Source organism: Thiobacillus sp. 65-1402 (assembly GCF_001897685.1).
Taxonomy (GTDB): domain Bacteria; phylum Pseudomonadota; class Gammaproteobacteria; order Burkholderiales; family Thiobacillaceae; genus Thiobacillus.
In genome coordinates, this window is sequence record NZ_MKUG01000215.1 from 1 (window position 1) to 16,535 (window position 16,535).

The 16,535-nt window shown below is 61.8% G+C and carries 10 protein-coding genes; 5 read left to right on the plus strand and 5 right to left on the minus strand.

All coding sequences use genetic code 11. The features are described from left to right. From BGO62_RS15870 to BGO62_RS15885, 4 genes are all read left to right on the plus strand, one after another. The coding region (locus BGO62_RS15870; RefSeq protein WP_296644351.1) for a heterodisulfide reductase subunit A at window positions 1-1,157 on the plus strand (1,157 nt) is incomplete at its 5' end. Between the two features lie 3 nt (window positions 1,158-1,160). Beyond that, window positions 1,161-3,419, plus strand: a complete 2,259-nt coding sequence (locus BGO62_RS15875; RefSeq protein ID WP_296644354.1) for a hydrogenase iron-sulfur subunit — start codon at window positions 1,161-1,163, stop codon at window positions 3,417-3,419. Window positions 3,420-3,471: 52 nt separating this feature from the next. Further along, window positions 3,472-4,104 (plus strand): 4Fe-4S dicluster domain-containing protein, encoded by a 633-nt coding sequence (locus BGO62_RS15880; RefSeq protein ID WP_296644357.1) that lies wholly within the window; start codon window positions 3,472-3,474, stop codon window positions 4,102-4,104. A gap of 10 nt (window positions 4,105-4,114) precedes the next feature. Continuing rightward, window positions 4,115-5,026, plus strand: coding sequence for a CoB--CoM heterodisulfide reductase iron-sulfur subunit B family protein (locus BGO62_RS15885; RefSeq protein WP_296644360.1), 912 nt, complete (start codon window positions 4,115-4,117; stop codon window positions 5,024-5,026). A gap of 68 nt (window positions 5,027-5,094) precedes the next feature. Here the strand turns inward: BGO62_RS15885 and BGO62_RS15890 are convergent, their stop codons facing one another. Together BGO62_RS15890 and BGO62_RS15895 are read right to left on the minus strand one after the other, a co-directional pair. Next, window positions 5,095-5,709, minus strand: a complete 615-nt coding sequence (locus BGO62_RS15890; protein ID WP_296644363.1) for a trimeric intracellular cation channel family protein — start codon at window positions 5,707-5,709, stop codon at window positions 5,095-5,097. Between the two features lie 94 nt (window positions 5,710-5,803). After that, window positions 5,804-6,349, minus strand: coding sequence for a methylated-DNA--[protein]-cysteine S-methyltransferase (locus BGO62_RS15895; RefSeq protein ID WP_296644366.1), 546 nt, complete (start codon window positions 6,347-6,349; stop codon window positions 5,804-5,806). Window positions 6,350-6,493: 144 nt separating this feature from the next. Here BGO62_RS15895 and BGO62_RS15900 point away from each other — a divergent pair, with 144 nt between their 5' ends. Continuing rightward, entirely contained in the window at window positions 6,494-6,802 is a 309-nt protein-coding gene (locus BGO62_RS15900) for a hypothetical protein (protein WP_296644368.1), read from the plus strand. Window positions 6,803-7,038: 236 nt separating this feature from the next. Here the strand turns inward: BGO62_RS15900 and BGO62_RS15905 are convergent, their stop codons facing one another. The 3 genes from BGO62_RS15905 to BGO62_RS15915 all read right to left on the minus strand — a co-directional run. Further along, window positions 7,039-8,448, minus strand: coding sequence for a DUF2130 domain-containing protein (locus tag BGO62_RS15905; protein ID WP_296644371.1), 1,410 nt, complete (start codon window positions 8,446-8,448; stop codon window positions 7,039-7,041). Between the two features lie 196 nt (window positions 8,449-8,644). Beyond that, window positions 8,645-15,250 carry a DUF3320 domain-containing protein gene (locus BGO62_RS15910; protein WP_296644374.1) on the minus strand — a complete coding sequence of 2,202 codons (6,606 nt, stop codon included), beginning with the start codon at window positions 15,248-15,250 and terminating at the stop codon, window positions 8,645-8,647. Window positions 15,251-15,701: 451 nt separating this feature from the next. Next, window positions 15,702-16,535, minus strand: an 834-nt coding sequence (locus BGO62_RS15915; RefSeq protein WP_296644377.1) for an ABC transporter permease, incomplete at its 5' end; no start/stop codon positions are given.

The following is a 16,535-nucleotide window of genomic DNA, read 5'->3' on the forward strand; positions in this document are numbered from 1 at the left end:
TGGGCGGACGCACCTCCCAGCTGTATCGCTACTTTCCCAAGCTGTGCCACCCCATCTGCGGCCTGGAGATCAACCAGCGCCGTCTGAAGAACAATCCCCGCGTGCGGGTGCTGACGATGGCCGAAGTGGGCGGCATCGAAGGCGATGCCGGCAACTACACCGTCACCGTCAAGGTCAAGCCGCGCTACGTGAACGAAAACTGCACCGCCTGCGGCGACTGCGGACGCGCGGTCGAAACGATGGTGGACGACCCGTTCAACTACAACCTCGGCCAGCACAAGGCCGCCTACCTGCCGAACGCGATGGCCTACCCGCAACGCTACGTGCTGGACCCGGCGATCATCGGCAGCGCCGACGCCGACCGCGCCAAGGCTGCGTGCAAATACGGCGCGATCGACCTCGACATGCAGGAGGAGACGATCCAGGTCAAGGCCGGCGCGGTGGTGTGGGCGACCGGCTGGCAGCCCTACGACGCGGCGAAGATTCAGCCTTACGGCTACGACCGCTTCAAGAACGTCATCACCAGCGTCGAATTCGAGCGTCTGGCCGACATCCACGGCCCCACCGGCGGCAAGATCCTGCGCCCGTCCGACGGCAAGGAAGCGAAGAACATCGCCTTCATCCAGTGCGCCGGCTCGCGCGACGAGAACCATCTGCGGCACTGCTCGCGCATCTGCTGCATGGCGTCGCTGAAGCAGACGCACTACGTGCGCGAAGCGTATCCGGAAGACGGCAAGTCGACCATCTACTACATCGACATCCGCGCCATCGACCGCTTCGAGGATTTCTATCAAAAGGTCCAGGCCGATCCGTCGGTGACTTTCATCAAGTCCAAGGTCGCGAAGATCACCGAGGACGAGCACGGCAATCCGGTGTGCCATGGCGTCAATACCGAAGGCTACAAGCGCTACACCACGCCGCACGACCTGGTGGTGCTGGCGGTCGGCATGGAGCCCTCGGTCAAGGGGGTCAACATCCCCGGCCACATCGTCGCGGATTCGAGCGGCTTCATCGAGGCCGACCCGGCCAACGGCGCGGTGTTCGGCGCCGGCTGCGCATCGAACGCGCTGGACGTGAACCGTGCCGTGCAATCGGCCACCGCGGCGGCATTGCGCGCCATCCAGGTGGTCAACAAAGTAGCAAAGGCGGAGGCTTAAACAATGGCTGACATCAAAGTCGCAGCGTATATCTGCAAGGGCTGCGGACTCGGCGAGCGTCTGGATACCGACGCGCTGGTCAAAGTCGCACAGAAGGACGGCAAGGTGCCGCTGGCGAAGTCGCACGATTTCCTGTGCAACGCCGACGGCGTGGCGATGATCAGGAACGACATCGCCAACGAGGGCGTCACCCACGTCATGATCGGCGCCTGCTCGCGCCGCGCCAAGACGGAGGCGTTCTTCTTCCCCGAAAACGCGGTGGCGCGCGCCAACCTGCGCGAGGGCGTGATCTGGATCCGTCCCGACACCGACGAGGCGCGCGAGACCACCCAGGAGATGGCGGAAGACTACATCCGCATGGGCTGCGCCGAAGTGAAGGCGATGACCGCCCCCGGCGGCAACGCCAACACCGGCAGCAGCAAGACCTTGCTGGTGGTGGGCGGCGGCGTCACCGGCATGACCACCGCGATCGAAGCCTCGAAGACCGGCTACCCGGTGGTGCTGGTGGAGAAATCCGGCGCGCTCGGCGGCTGGGCCGGCAAGCTCTACAAGCGCGTGCCGGTGCACGAGCCGTACAAGTCCCCGATGGATACCGGCGTGGCCGATCTGGCTTCGCAGGTGATGGGCGACAGCAACATCAAGCTGTATCTGAACGCCACCGTCGCCAAGACCGACGGCGCGCCGGGGCGCTTCGTGGTCGACATCGCCACCGAATCGGGCGCGACCCACACCGAGGACATCGGCGCCATCGTGCAGGCGACCGGCTTCACCCTGTACGACGTGAACAAGCTGCCGGAGCTCGGCGGCGGTAAGTCGCCCAACGTGGTCGACCAGGCTGGCCTCGAAGCGCTGGCGACCGCCGCGGCGGCGGGCGATGGCGTGATTCGCCGCCCGTCGGACGGCCAGCCGGTGAAATCGGTGGTGTTCGTGCAGTGCGCCGGCCAGCGCGACACCAGCGGCCAGCATCTGTCGTACTGCTCGGGCTTCTGCTGCAACGCCAGCATCAAGCAGGCGATGTACTTCAAGGACGCCAATCCGTCCGTCGACACCACCATCATCTACACCGACCTGCGTACCCCCGGCAACGGCGAGGACTTCTACCGCAGCGCGCAGGAGAAGGGCGTCGTCTTCACCAAGGGCAAGGTCGCCCAGGTGCTGCCCAACGGCGCCACCAGCACGGTGAAGTTCCATGACCTGATCCTCGACGACGCCGACGCCGCGATGGCAGACGTCGACCTGGTGGTGCTGGCCACCGGCCAGGTGGCGAACTCGGGCGTCAACATCGAAGCGCTGACCAAGCCGCAGGTCGAAGGCCAGGAAGGCGAGCCGCAAGCCGAAGCCACGGTGGAAGTGAAGCCGATTTCCATCCTCAACCTGAGCTACCGCCAGGGCCCGGACGTGCCGCAGCTGAAGCAGGGCTTCACCGATTCGCACTTCATCTGCTTCCCCTACGAGACTCGCCGCACCGGCATCTACACCGCCGGCCCGGTGCGCCGCCCGATGGATATCGCGCAGGCGCGCGAGGATGCCACCGGCGCTGCGCTGAAGGCGATCCAGGCGCTGGAAAACGCCGAACTCGGCCGCGCCGCGCATCCGCGTTCGGGCGACCTGTCGTTCCCGAAAGTGCGGCTGGAAGGCTGCACCCAGTGCAAGCGCTGCACGGTGGAATGCCCGTTCGGCGCCATCGACGAGGATGAAAAACGCTTCCCGGTGTTCAACGAATCGCGCTGCCGCCGCTGCGGCACCTGCATGGGCGCCTGCCCGGTGCGGGTGATCTCGTTCGAGAACTACTCGGTCAACACCGTCGGCGCGCAGATCAAGGCGGTCGACATCCCGGACGAGTTCTCCGAAAAGCCGCGTATCCTGATCCTGGCCTGCGAGAACGACGCCTACCCGGCGCTCGACATGGCGGGGATGAACCGCAACGAGTACTCGGCCTTCGTGCGCATCATCCCGATCCGCTGCCTCGGCTCGGTCAACACCATCTGGATCACCGATGCGCTGAATGCCGGTTACGATGGCGTGATGCTGATGGGCTGCAAATCCGGCGACGAATACCAGTGCCACTTCGTCAAGGGTTCCGAGCTGGGCCGCGTGCGCATGTCCAAGATCGACGACACGCTGAAGACGCTGAATCTGGAATCGGAGCGGGTGCGCGATCTCGAAGTCGCCATCACCGACATCCAGCGGGTGCCCGAGATGATCGACAAGTATGCTGCCGAGCTGGTTGCCGTTGGCCCCAGCCCGTTCAAAGGCTTCTAATCATGCATCGGCCATTTTTGACGATGCATCATTCAGCTGGCAAGGAAACGACATGAGCGCAAATACCGCAGTGGCGGAGAAATACCGCAACAACTTCCTGAAGGAAATCGAAGAACAGGTCGAGATGGGCGACTGGGTCAAGATGTGCATGCAATGCGGCGTCTGCTCCGGTTCCTGCCCGACCAACTTCCAGGGCGCGTGGGAGCATCCGCCGCAGGAACTCTTCATGATGATCCGCGCCGGCAAGCGCGAGGAAGTGCTGACCACTAGTTCGATGTGGAACTGCACCTCCTGCTACAACTGCATCGTGCGCTGCCCGCGCAAGCTGCCGATCACCCACATCATGCACGGCATCGCCGAATATGCGCACCGTCTCGGCATGGCGCCGAAGCTGCAGCCGACGCGCTTCTTTTCCGGCCTGTTCTGGAAGAACGCGACCAAGACCGGCCGCGTCAACGAACTCAAGCTGTCGATGGGGCTGTACTTCAAGGACGGCTTCGTGCAGGGCATCAAGAACGGCATGGCGATGCAGGCGGTCGCGCTGGGCCTGGTCAAGGCCAAGCGGCTGAACGTGATGGAGCTGTTCGGCGGCCACAAGTGCAAGGATCAGAAGGGCATTCAGGCAATGCTGAAGAAGGCCTACGAAATCGAACGCAGCCGCAAGACCGCCAGGATCGCGGGCTGAGGAGAGAAAAATGTCCAAACATGAATACGCGTTTTACCCCGGCTGCTCGTCGCAGAAGGGCGCTTCCGCATCCAACTACCTGACCTCGGTCGAGGCGATGTGCAAGACCCTCGACGTCAAGCTCACCGAAATCCCCGACTGGAACTGCTGCGGCGCATCCATCGGTTATGCGGAAGCCGGCGAACTGCCGCGCCACGTTCTGAATGCGCGCAACTTCGCGCTGTCCGAGCAAAACCTGCCCGGGCAGGAAATCGTCGCCACCTGCGCCGCCTGCTGGCTCGGCGCGCGCGAAACCCGCGAGCGCCTGACCCACTCCGACACGCTGATGGCCGACACCCGCGAAGCGCTGAAGGAAGCCGGCCTGACGATCAACGAGATGCCCGAGATCCGCCACATGGTCGAAGTGCTGATCGAGGATCTCGGCTTCGAGGAAATGGCCAAGCACGTCGTGCGTCCGCTCGAAGGCATGAAAATCGCAGGCTACGTCGGCTGCCAGACCAACCGCCCGTTCGGCGTCGCCGGCGAATCGTTCGAGAACCCGGTGTATCTCGACAAGATGGTCGAGATGGTCGGCGCCGAACCGATCCCGGAATACGAGCAGAAGGTGACCTGCTGCGGCGGCGCGCTGGCGTTCTCCGAGCCGGAAAAGGCGCAGGCGCAGATCAAGGACATCGTCGAGTCGGCCTACGACCACGGCGCCGAAATGATCGTCACGCCGTGCCCGCTGTGTCAGGCCAACGTCGAGATCTATCAGGGCCAGATCAACAAGCGCTACGGCACCAAGTTCGACATCCCGGTGATGTACTACAGCCAGTTGATGGTTGTCGCCTACGGCGGCGACGCCAAGGCCGCCGCGCTCAACGGCCAGGTCATCAAGGCGCGTCGACTGGAGGAAATCGCCGCCAAGCCGGTCAAGCGCTGAACCGGTTTGCGCAGACAAAAAAACAGGGGCACGCGGCCCCTGTTTTTTTGTCTGTCGGGAAGGCGGCGCTATTTGCGTGCCGAATAGGTCGGCAGCGTAATCCGGAACGCCATGGCAATCAGCCGCAGTCCCAGGATGACCGCCATTCCGGCCCAGGTGGCGATCACGGGGGACAGCCCCAGGGCCTGCAGGCCGATCAGCACCAGAGCGCCGGCCCAGGCGGCCGATGCGTACAGTTCGCCGCGCAGGAACACCAGCGGGACCTCGTTGCACAGCACGTCGCGCACCACGCCGCCGACGATGCCGGTGATGACCCCCAGCAGGCTCGCTGCAAGCCAGGGCGCCTGCCACAGCAGCGCGATCTGGGTGCCGACGATGGTGAACAGCGCGAGGCCGACGGCATCCGGTATGAGAAACAGGCGCGGCGGCAGGCGCAGGCCGCGCGCGGCGATGAAGACGGCCAGCGTCGTCGCTAGGGCAACGTACAGGTAAATCGGGTCGTCGAGCCAGAACACCGGACGCTGCAGCAGCACGTCGCGTACCGTGCCGCCGCCCAGCGCGGTAGCCATCCCCACCATGGTCACGCCGACCAGGTCCATGTTCTTGCGGCCGGCATCGAGCACACCGGTGAGCGCGAACACCGCGACCGCCGCCAGACCGACCCAGTACAGCAGATTTTCCATGACGTGTCGTACAGAGCGGGCGGCGATTCGGCCGCCCGGGGAATGGGGATGCCGGAGTATCGCAAGAAATGGCGGCAAGGACATCCGGCGCCGCTTATTTCTTGCGCTCGCGCCGCAGCAGTTCGGCCTTGCGCGCGACGCCCCAGCGGTAGCCTGACAACGCTCCGTTGGCACGGACGGCGCGGTGACAGGGGATCGCCAGCGCCACCGGGTTGCCGGCGCAGGCGTGCGCTACGGCGCGAAATGCCCTCGGTTGCCCGATGCGCGCGGCAATTTCCGAGTAGCTGGCGGTGCGGCCTGCGGGGATCGCCTGCAAGGCTTGCCAGACGCGGCGCTGAAAAACCGTTCCCCGGACGTCCAAAGGCAGATCAAGTACGCCCTGCGGCTGCTCGATATAAGCGATCACCCGGGCGATCCAGCGCTTGAGTGCGGCGTCGGCCGGCGCCAACCGCGCCTGCGGGAAGCGTGTCCGCAAGCGTTCGGCCAGGGTCTGCGCATCATCACCAAATTCGATGGCGCACACCCCTTTGCCGGTGGCGGCGACGCTGACCCAACCCAGCGCGCAGGGCTCGGCGGCGTAAAAATACCCGGCTTCGTAGAGGGCGGCGTTCGACAGCGCGGCGGTAGATTCGGTATCCATGGCGGGCATTCGGCTGGGGTTTGAAGATCGCAGTGTCGACCGCTTCGGTGCGCTCCGCAATCCGGACCGTGCGCGAATCCCATGCCTGTCGCACCGCCCGCCAAGCGGCGGTATGCTTACGTTTTGTCAAAAAAACATACGAACATGAAAAGAGCCCATGACCTCAACCAGCTGATCGACCTGGTGCACGAAGCGGTGTACGAAGTCGACGAACTGCGCGCCTGCCTGGAACACGACGACGACGAAGCCTCCACCTACGCGCCGTTTCTGGACGATCTCGACAGGATGCTGCGCGACCTGCACGAATCGATGGCGTCCGGCAAATACGCGGGCGTCGGGAGCGGCGAGGATCTGGCCTTCATGCCGTTGTTCAAGAAGCACGAGCGCAGCATTCCCTTCCGCGAACTGCTGCGCACCATCAATGCGACGCACCGCGAAGGCTACGAGCCTTGAAGGGAAGCTGCCAGGAAGCTGCGGCTGCTCGTTTCTGAGGGCCGCTTTCCAGCCTGGCCAGTTGGTTGGTGCAAGTTCCACGGCCGCCTCCGGCCAGAAACGGAAGTTCGGATTGATGGGGCCGATCGTCTCCAGTTTGGCCATTGCTGTCGTTCAGAAGTGTCAGGCTGGACGGCGGCAATGAAGGTACAACTGTCTTGAAGGCTATTCGCTGCCGAACATAAGATCACTCGAACTCATTCGGCACCGGAAGAGCCATGACTCTTGAGCTCGGCAAACTTTGCGGCCATTGTGGGGTTACCCTTGGTTAGCTTCTTGACGGTCAAGTCGTCGGCCTTGTTGTTGGCAAGGCGAAGGTTGTTTTCTGAACCGAGCAGAGCGTCTTTGGTCTTCTGAAGATGATCGATGGTCTTATCAATCTCTTCAATAGCCGTCTTGAATTTCTTGGACGCCAGTTCGTAGTTCCGGGCGAAGCCAGTCTTGAACGCATCGAGTTCGTTCTCGAAGTGTGTGATATCAATGTTCTGTGCTTTCACCAGCGCGAGCTCGGTTTTGTACTGTAGTGAGTTTTGGGCGGCGTTTCGAAGCAGCGTAATTATCGGGATGAAAAATTGCGGTCGGACGACATACATCTTCGGATAACGGTGGGACACATCGACAATGCCGGAGTTGTAAAGCTCGCTGTCGGGCTCAAGCAGGGAAACTAACACTGCATACTCGCAGCCTTTCTCAGTGCGGTCCTTGTCGAGCTCTTTGAGAAAGTCTTCGTTCCTTTTCTTGGTCGCTGTTTCGTCGCTCTCGTTCTTCATCTCGAACATGATCGAGACAATCTCGGTGCCAGCCTCAACTGAGTCGCGAAAGATGTAGTCGCCTTTGCTGCCAGTCCGCGCGTCGTTGTCCTTCTCGAAATATGCCCTTGGAAACGCCGTCGCTCGAATGCGGTTGAACTCGGTCTCGCAGTGCTGCTCAAGGGTTTCACCAACCATCTTGGTCGACAGACGGGCCTTCATTTCCCGGAGCCGTTCGATTGCGTCATCGCGATCCTTGATCTGCGTCTCATACTTGTCCTTGAGCGCCTTCTCGGCGAGCTGCTTCTCAAGCTCAGCTCGATTGAGCCCGCTCTTCAGTTCATCGCGCTCCTTCTCGACAGCACTGACTGCCTCGGTGATCGCGAGCTTCTGAGCAACCTCGATGGCGTCAAGCGTGGCCTTCAGGCCCTGGATCTCCGCGTCCTTCGTCGCGGCGGCCATTTGTAGTTCACTAACGAGCCTCGCCTCTGCTAGATCTGAAGCGGCTTGCTTTTCATGCTTCGCCTGCGTAAGTTCGTTAGCGAGCGCGTCACGCTCTTTTTCCATGGCGCGTAGTGCCTCAGTCACGGCGATCTTTTGCGCGACTTCGCTAGCATCGAGCCTGGCCTTCAGATCCTGGATTTCAGCGTCCTTGGCTGCAGCAGCTTTCTGCAAGTCGCTGGCAACCTTGGTCTTGGCGAGCTCGACAGCATTCCGCTTGTCCTCCTCGGCCAGCTCAAGCCGCTCGTGCAACTGCTGCTCGAACTCGCTGTCGCGAACCTGCTTCAGGATGTCCGCGTACCCGGCCTCGTCGATCTTAAATGCCTTCCCGCAGTGCGGGCAGATGATTTCTTGCATGATTACTTTCCCCCCGCCTTGTCCTGGATTTGCGGGAGCACCTTAGGCACCGTTCCCGCAGCCTCGAGTGTAGCTGTCAGGTACGCGAGTTGATTCTTTGTAAGACTGATAGCCCAACAGGCTTCTTCGACTGTGTTGGCAAGCGCAATACGAATTTTCTGCAGACGCTCTGTCATGTGCACTAAATTTACAGTCATCAGGACGCTCCCATAACCATCTGCATTACTTTCTCAAGCCGACCACGGCTGGCAGCTCTGATCTGATGCAGCCCAATTTCCCGCGCTATGGCAGTAATTGCACCCTCTCCCAAAGATCCGTCCGACATCACCTTCTTCGCCAGCGCCCCCAGTTCCGCCATGCAGATTTCATCCACCGCCCTGGCCGCATCCTCTGACGGGCGCCGGAACGCGATAGGTCCATCCGGGTTTCGCCCCGCCGGCCAGTAGAACGTCCCGACATCCTCTTTGGTCGTTTTGAATTGCCTGGCGGCCAGCGCTTCGACCCGCTCGCGGATTCGCGATCCAGTGCGTTGCCAGCCGTGCGCTCTGGCGATGCGGCGAGCGAGAACCCCATCCAGTACCGGGCCTTCGATCTCGACCACATGGGCGATCATGCGGACAAGGGTTGGGTCGTAGGCCGCATCGAAAAAGGCATCGGCGTTCGTGCCATCCACTACGGACAGGGGATCTGCCTCGATGAAGACCGCAGTCGATATGGCTGAGGTGTCGGAGATGTTCCTGGCGTAGACCTCCGCCGTTTCACGTGGCTGGGCCGTGCCGGACTGCGGAGCGTCTGGTGATGAATCGGCAGCGTGGCCGCTGCCGTCTTCGTTGAGTTGTTGCGTCGCGGCCTCATCGGCCATGGCCTTGGTGATGGCTTCTGCTGCCGCCAGACGAGCGGCTTCCTTCTCGGCTGCCTCGGCACGTTTTACCCGGCTGGTTTCCAGCAAGGCCCGTAGCTTGGCATCGAGTTTTTCCAGTGTGCCGGCGGCGTCGATCCACCAGTCTGTCGACCAGACCCGCAAGATGTCCCAGCCCAGACCACGCAGCACCTGTTCCCGAAGTTTGTCGCGGTCGCGAGCCGTGGCCGAGCGGTGGTAGGTAGCGCCGTCGCATTCGATGCCGCACAGATACACGCCCTGGGCGTCCGGGTGAACGACGGCCAAGTCGATGCGGAAGGCCGAGGCGCCGATCTGTGTGTGCAGTTGCCAACCCTTCCTGGCGAGGGCAGCGGCAACCGTCTCTTCGAACGGACTCTCGAAACCCCCCTGGCTGCCTGAATGGGCTTCGGCGAGGGCGCGCGTGCCGCGTTCGGCAAATTCGAGAAAGAGTTTGAGATCGCGCACGCCCACGGCCTGGGTGCGGGCGAGGTCCATTTGCTCGGCCTTAAGGCTGGAGAACACGCGCAGTTCGTGGCGGGCGCGGGTGATCGCGACGTTCAGGCGGCGTTCTCCGCCAGTCCGGTTCATCGGGCCGAAATTCATCGAGACCGCGCCATGCAAATCCGGGCCATAGGTGATGGAGAAATACATGATGTCGCGCTCATCGCCCTGAACGCTTTCCAGGTTCTTGACGAACACGGGCTCCAGTTCGATATCCGAGAACCAGGGTTCGATGGCCGGGTCCTTGCGCCGTTCTTCGTCCAGCAGGTCTTCGATGAGCCCCTGTTGTTCGGTGTTGAAGGTGACCACGCCGATGGTCAACTTCGACTCGCGAAAGCCCGGCGATTTGAGGCGACCGACCAGGTCGGCGACCAGTGCGCGGGCTTCGGCCTTGTTGATGCGCACCCCGCCTTTTTCGTAAACGCCGTTGACGGGGTGGAAGCTCACTGCCCGATCTTCGGTGACAGGGGAGGGAAAAGTCACCAGCGAGCCGCCGTAATAACGATGGTTGGAGAAGGCGATCAGGCTTTCGTTGCGGCTGCGGTAGTGCCAAGCCAGATTCATGGTGGGCAGGCTGGCGCCCAAGCATTCGTCGAGGATGCTTTCCAGGTCGCTTTCGACATCTTCATCATCCAGATCGGACTCAGCTCGGTCGAAGAAATTGGTGGGAGGCAGTTGCTTGGGGTCGCCCACCATGACAACCTGTTTACCACGCGCGATAGCGCCGACGGCGTCCCAAACTGGTATCTGGGACGCTTCATCAAAGACCACCACATCGAAGCTCGTGCTGTCGGCGGCCAGATACTGGGCGATCGACAAAGGGCTCATGAGCAGGCAGGGGGTCAGCTTGGACAACGCACCTGGAATACTGGTCATCAGTTCGCGCAACGGCATGTGGCGCTTCTTTTTATTCATCTCGTGACGCAGGATGCCCCACTCGGAGTTGCGGGTGACATCATCCTGACTCGGCATGTCGGCACAGAGTCGCGCCCTGATCCAGTCACGGGTCAGTGTGGTGAAGCGCTCGTCCAGCGCCCGGAAGTCAGCGATGCGCTTTTCGTGCTCGGCCGACACGAAGGTACGGATGACGGGTTCCACATCCACCACGGCATTGAGCCACCAGCGGCTGTAATCGGTTTCAAACGCGCGGCGCACTTTGCCTTCGACTACCGTTCCGTTCTCGATGCCAGCAACCAATGCACCCAAACCCAGCACCATGGCCTGACCACTGACCTTGCGCCAGGCACACCAAGCATGCAGCCGGCTTTCGGAACGAATGATTGCGTCGCAGCGCTGCATGAGTTCGTCGAGGGGCGGCCCACCAAACTCGGTCTTAGCTACATCTGTAAATCCGCCCGCCGAAGCCAGGCGGTCGATGGCTGGTTGCAGGTTGCCCCAGGCCTGTAGATAGGCTTCGCCGGTCGCCGCAATGGGGCCGCCGGGTTCCAGTAGCGCGTTGCCAGCACCGATGAGCCGATCCAGCGCAGCCTTGATGGTCCCGATTTCTTCCGGTGTGCTGGCGAGGTTCGAAACGGCGGCGGCCATGGCGGACTGAAATTTCAATGCCTGGTCCACTTCCGTGGAGCGGGTCTTCAAGCCATTCCACAGTCCAGCTGTGATGTCCGACAGATCGTCGTAGGGAGCAAGCCGCTGCTCGACCACGGCCCGCTGTCGCAAGCGCTGGTAATCCACAGCCAGAGTGTGGCCGCAATCCCCCGCCGCCACGGTGTCGTGTTCGCCGATCAACGCGCCGGACTCTCGCAGGGGTTGCATAGTCTCCTGGAAACGCAAGGCCGCAGCCAATGCTTCGGATTGCGTTACCCGACCAGTCCATAGTGACTCCGTCGCCGCGCCGAGATATTCCAGCTCCGCCAACTGGCTGTCCAGCGAGCGCAGCGTCCGGAGCCTCGCCAATTCCGTGGCGAGACGCTCGCCACAACGACCGTCGGCAATCGGTTCGAAGCCGGCGTTTTCCCACGGCTGTTCGTTTTTCACAGCCTCGAGCGCCGACTGAAAACGCAGGACGCAACGAACCAGATCGGGCTTGGTCTTCAGGCCGGCCCAGAGGCCCTCAGTTTCGCTTCCCGGCTCCAGACCCAGAACTTGTGAACGCAAGGCGCGGATTTCGACCCAGGCGCGCAGATCCCCGGCGATACTCGGCTCGCCTTCCCCGGTCACCACGGCGTCGAATTCCTTGCGGATCTTGTGTTTCGCCAACCAGGAGAGCGGCCAGATAGCCTTCTCGGCCTTGGCCCAGTCACGCTGGAGCTGGTTCACGTTCAGTTGCTCGACCTGATCGCTGTAGCGGACGGAGAGCTGTTTCGTCTCCCGGTCGATGTTTTCCAGAAGCGCCAAGCCCTTTTCGAGTTCCTGCACCATCGCCGTGGTCCAGGGTTGTCCCAATTGGCCAAGCGTTTCCCGCCGGCTCGCCAGCAACTGCAGGCCACGCTTGCAGGCTGCAAGTACCGAATCAGGCCAGGGTGGCGAAAGCGCCGCGCTATGCCCCTGATGCTCGGCCAATAGGGCCAGCGCTTCTTGCAATCGGTCAGCCAGGGTTCTTGCGTCGGGCCGCAATACGAATCGCCAATCCCTCCCCGCGGTCAGAGGTAAGGTTTTAGCCAGAACAGCCAACGCACCACGCGTACGCCGGTTGAGCGACAGCCCCGACAATCCGACAGCCTCGGAGAAGCGATCGCTGTCCTGCGCCACGGCTTGTGCGACAGGAATCACTTTTCTCGCGGCGTCGATCAGGGCCTGCTGCCAGCTTGGGGACCAGTCGTCGTGGCCAACGGCGGCGAGCGGGTGCGTCTGTAGCGCGTCCCGCCCCACGGCCTGGGCGTTGACCTCCAGCCGGTCGACTACTTCACGCAGTGCTTCCATGGCGTCGGCATCATGGATATTCGGCCCGCTCCAGGTCAGCCCCAAGGCCGGTACATCCTCGCCATCGACGACACGCCCGATCGCTTCAAAGATGGTCATGCCGTTGCCATGACGTAGGTGCAGACGTTCGACGTAGCCGTTGAGTTGCTCGCGCAGACCACGCAAGCGTAGGGCTTCGGTACGCCATGCCTGTGGATCGACAGCCCCGCTTGCCTCCCAGGCCTTTTCCAGTTGGGCCAACACGTCGAGTTTCCTGGCCTTGCTGGAGTGAAGCTCAAGGCAGAACTCGCCCAGGCCGACTTCGCGAAGCCGGCGGTAAACGACATCCAGCGCCGCAATCTTTTCCGAAACGAACAACACTCGTTTGTCTTCAGCAAGGCATTGGGCGATGAGGTTGGAAATTGTCTGGCTCTTACCCGTGCCGGGCGGCCCGACAAGGACGAAATCCTTGCCGCGCGCAGCGGCCATGATCGCCGAGAGTTGGGATGAGTCCGCAGGCAGGGGGCAGAAGGTCCGCTCGGGCGGCAGGTCACTATCGAGTTGCCTCAGGTTCAGAAATGTAAGTTCGGACGGATAGCTTTCGCGCGGCGTGTCGATCAGGTGACGAACCACCGGGTTCTCGCGCAGCTGCTCGGTGCGCTCGGTCAAATCCTTCCACATCAGGTATTTGGCGAAGGAAAACATGGCCAGTACGACATCTTCCGTGACCTCCCAGCCCTCGATGTCCTTGATGGCATGGGAGACTCGTTTCCAGATGCCGGCTACGTCCAGTCCAGCATCGTCCTTGGGAAGCTCTCCATCGGCCACGCCCAGATTCAGCTTGAAATCCTGGCGCAGCATCTCGATCAGCGTGGGATTGAAGCGGGGTTCGTCGTCATGGAGGGACAGGGTGAAGCCAGAACGTACGCTCTGACGGGTCAGGTTCACCGGAACCAAAATCAGCGGCGCACGATACCGTTTCCCGGACTTGTCATCGCGCGTCCAGGAAAGAAAACCGAGGGCCAGAAACAGGGTATTCGCCCCGCCTTCCTGCAAGGTGGCACGGGCTGCGCGATACAGTTCCACGAACCGCGCATCCAGCTCGTCCTGAGGCAAGTCCACGAACACTTCACGACGCTGCAAAGCCTCGCGCGCATGTTCACGCCGCACGTTCTCGCGCTCGCGATTTTCATGAATCGCCTGATTCCGGGGATCAGAACCGTCCATCAACTCGGGGCGGGCGAGCAGGCGCACCGTCTGCCCCTCGGCCAGCATATCTTCCAGAGCGCCCGGGTCTGGTGCCTCCAGCTTGATCGCTTTCTTCCCTCCCCGAAAGCTCAAGAGGTTGTTGCGCAGGGAGAGGTCCAGCAATTTGCGTTGCCAACGTGCCAGCCTGTCTTTGGGATTCAACGTAGCGGGATCCTGCTCAGCTACGGCATCATCCTCGGGTAGATCGGGCGCTTCGTCGAATACCGGCTCAATGACGGGAGTGGGTTCTGCAGTTTGAGACGTCGAAGGCGCTTCTGTGCTGGCCAGTGGCTTGATCCGCTGCAAGCGCGCCCGGCGTATGTCAACGGCCAGTTCGAAGGCCTCTTCGTTCTCCTCGGCAATCTGCTGTGCGCCGAGTTGTACTGCGTAGGAGAAGCTTGGCACCGGCCGGTGTGTAGCCACGGTGGTTTCGAAGAGCACCAGTTCCTTGAGCTTGATCCGCTTGCGCAAGGCGGTAACGTCGTCCACTACCGAGGTGGAGAATTCTTCATTCTTGAGCCACACGCCAGCAAATGCATGGCCCTTGGTGAAGACCAGCAACGGATTCAACCCTGCCTGTTCGATCGCCGAGCAAAAGAGCAGTGCAAGGTCAAGGCAGGTTGCCAGACCAGACTCGGCAATTTGTCCCGGCCCGCGCACCTTTTGTCCGGTATGCTCGAAGCTGGCCGGTGGCAGCGCATAGTCCAGGCCCATCGCCACCACAGCGCTCCAGAGTCCGGAAGTCAATTCCCAGGCGCGTTTCGAGCCACCCGTGTAGCCATCCAATGCTGGATTCTTGCCATGCTTGCGGAGGACCTCGGCCGTCTGCTTCAGCACACGCTCGACTGCGGGCTCGTTGGGCTGCACGAAAGCGGCGACCATGTCAGGAAGGTGAGATAAGCCACCCCATTGATTACGCGGCAGGAGCTCCACGGTTTGTTCGTGCCGGGCCAGCTCATCTCCGGCTTCGCCACGCTGCCGCAACACCAGGGAAACCGTTGCGGTTTCAGCCTCCGTCAGCCGTGACAGCAAACTGCCATCGAGTTGTATATCGAGATCGGGGATATGGCAGTTTTGGCCAGCATTGACGGAATCGATATGCCAATGCCTGGTTTTCAGGAAGGCGGGGGTTGATTCAATATGAAGATCGAGTTCAGCCAAGCTCTCAGACGTGTCGTTGATGACGCTCAACTCCCGCAGTATCGGGACAGCATTCTGAAAATCAGCCAAATTAAGCTTCGCGCCCAATGCAGCGGTTATGGTCAGAAGTGGCTTCTTGGATTCTGATTCCTCGAGCGGCTCAGTGTTGTTCATTTTCCTGTCCCTGTTTGAACCAGAATTGGGCCCTTTATTATGGAAACCATGGCTCATTCTGGAAAATGTCTGCACTCATTTTTGCATTAGTGTTCACGAACGCATAGTTTCACGCTTGGTTTACCGATCAAAAGCTGGTTTCTGATCCAAGAAGTATGAGCCGCATGAGCCATGCCGTCATTCAAGACGTTGATTTGCCGGCCAAGCCAGTCTGAGGGCTATCCGCATTAGAAAATATGGATAAGTTAGAATCGCTTTTCTTCATATACCATCAATGACCGCTCACAGGCCGGTTGCTGTCGAAGTCACGCGCGTATCCCAACGGCCGCAAAGGCCGAGAACCAGGCGTTAGCCCCCTCTGGCACAAATGACCGTTCAGGACCGCAACAATCCGGAGGCACGGAGAAGCGCACACCTGCTGGCTCATGCAGGTTTTTTCACGCAGCCATCGTCACTCCGCCCGCAGCGCGTCCACCGGATTCAGCCGCGCCGCGCGCATCGCCGGCACCACGCCGGCGGCCAGTCCGATCAGTACCGACACCGCCAGCGCGCCGAGGGCGTAGTCCCACGGTGTGTTGACCGGCAGGCTGCTCACGGTGGTCTTCAGCAGCCAGGCGATGCCGGCACCGATGGCGAGGCCGCCGAGCCCGCCGAGGGTGGACAGCACGGTCGACTCCATCAGGAACAGGGTGCGGATGCGCGCACGGGTCGCGCCCAGTGCGGTGAGCAGGCCGATCTCGGCGACGCGCTCGGCCACCGCGATGTGCATCAGGGTGACCATGCCGACCGCGCCGACCAGCAGCGAGATGCCGCCGAGCGCGGCGACGGCGAAGGTGAGCACGTCGAGCACGGTGGAGAGCGTGTCGAGCATCTGCTGCTGCGGGGTGACGGTGAAATCCTCGCGGCCGTGGCGCGCGATCAATATCCGTTTGATGTCGTCGACCACCGCCGCGACCGGCGAGCCCGGTTTGTAGGCGACGTGGATTTCCATCACGCCTTCGCGGTTGAACACTTCCAGCGCGCGTGCGGTGGGGATGTAGACGGTGTCGTCGAGGTCGAAGCCGAGCACCTGGCCTTTCGGCGCCATCACGCCGATCACGCGGAAGCGCGAGGCGCCAACTTGAAGAATCGCACCCAGCGGATTGGCGCTGCCGAACAGTTCGCTGCGCACTTTCGAGCCCAGCACCGCATAGGCGCGCGGGTTGCGCGGATCGTCGGCCGGCAGGAACTGGCCGGCTGCGACGCGCATGTTGAAGGCGCGCGAAAAGTCCGGTCCTTCGCCATA

Coding starts and splice junctions, on each gene's coding strand:
- BGO62_RS15875 (WP_296644354.1), top strand. CDS start 1,161: ATGGCTGACATCAAAGTCGCAGCGTATATCTGCAAGGGCTGCGGACTC.
- BGO62_RS15880 (WP_296644357.1), top strand. CDS start 3,472: ATGAGCGCAAATACCGCAGTGGCGGAGAAATACCGCAACAACTTCCTG.
- BGO62_RS15885 (WP_296644360.1), top strand. CDS start 4,115: ATGTCCAAACATGAATACGCGTTTTACCCCGGCTGCTCGTCGCAGAAG.
- BGO62_RS15890 (WP_296644363.1), bottom strand. CDS start 5,709: ATGGAAAATCTGCTGTACTGGGTCGGTCTGGCGGCGGTCGCGGTGTTC.
- BGO62_RS15895 (WP_296644366.1), bottom strand. CDS start 6,349: ATGGATACCGAATCTACCGCCGCGCTGTCGAACGCCGCCCTCTACGAA.
- BGO62_RS15900 (WP_296644368.1), top strand. CDS start 6,494: ATGAAAAGAGCCCATGACCTCAACCAGCTGATCGACCTGGTGCACGAA.
- BGO62_RS15905 (WP_296644371.1), bottom strand. CDS start 8,448: ATGCAAGAAATCATCTGCCCGCACTGCGGGAAGGCATTTAAGATCGAC.
- BGO62_RS15910 (WP_296644374.1), bottom strand. CDS start 15,250: ATGAACAACACTGAGCCGCTCGAGGAATCAGAATCCAAGAAGCCACTT.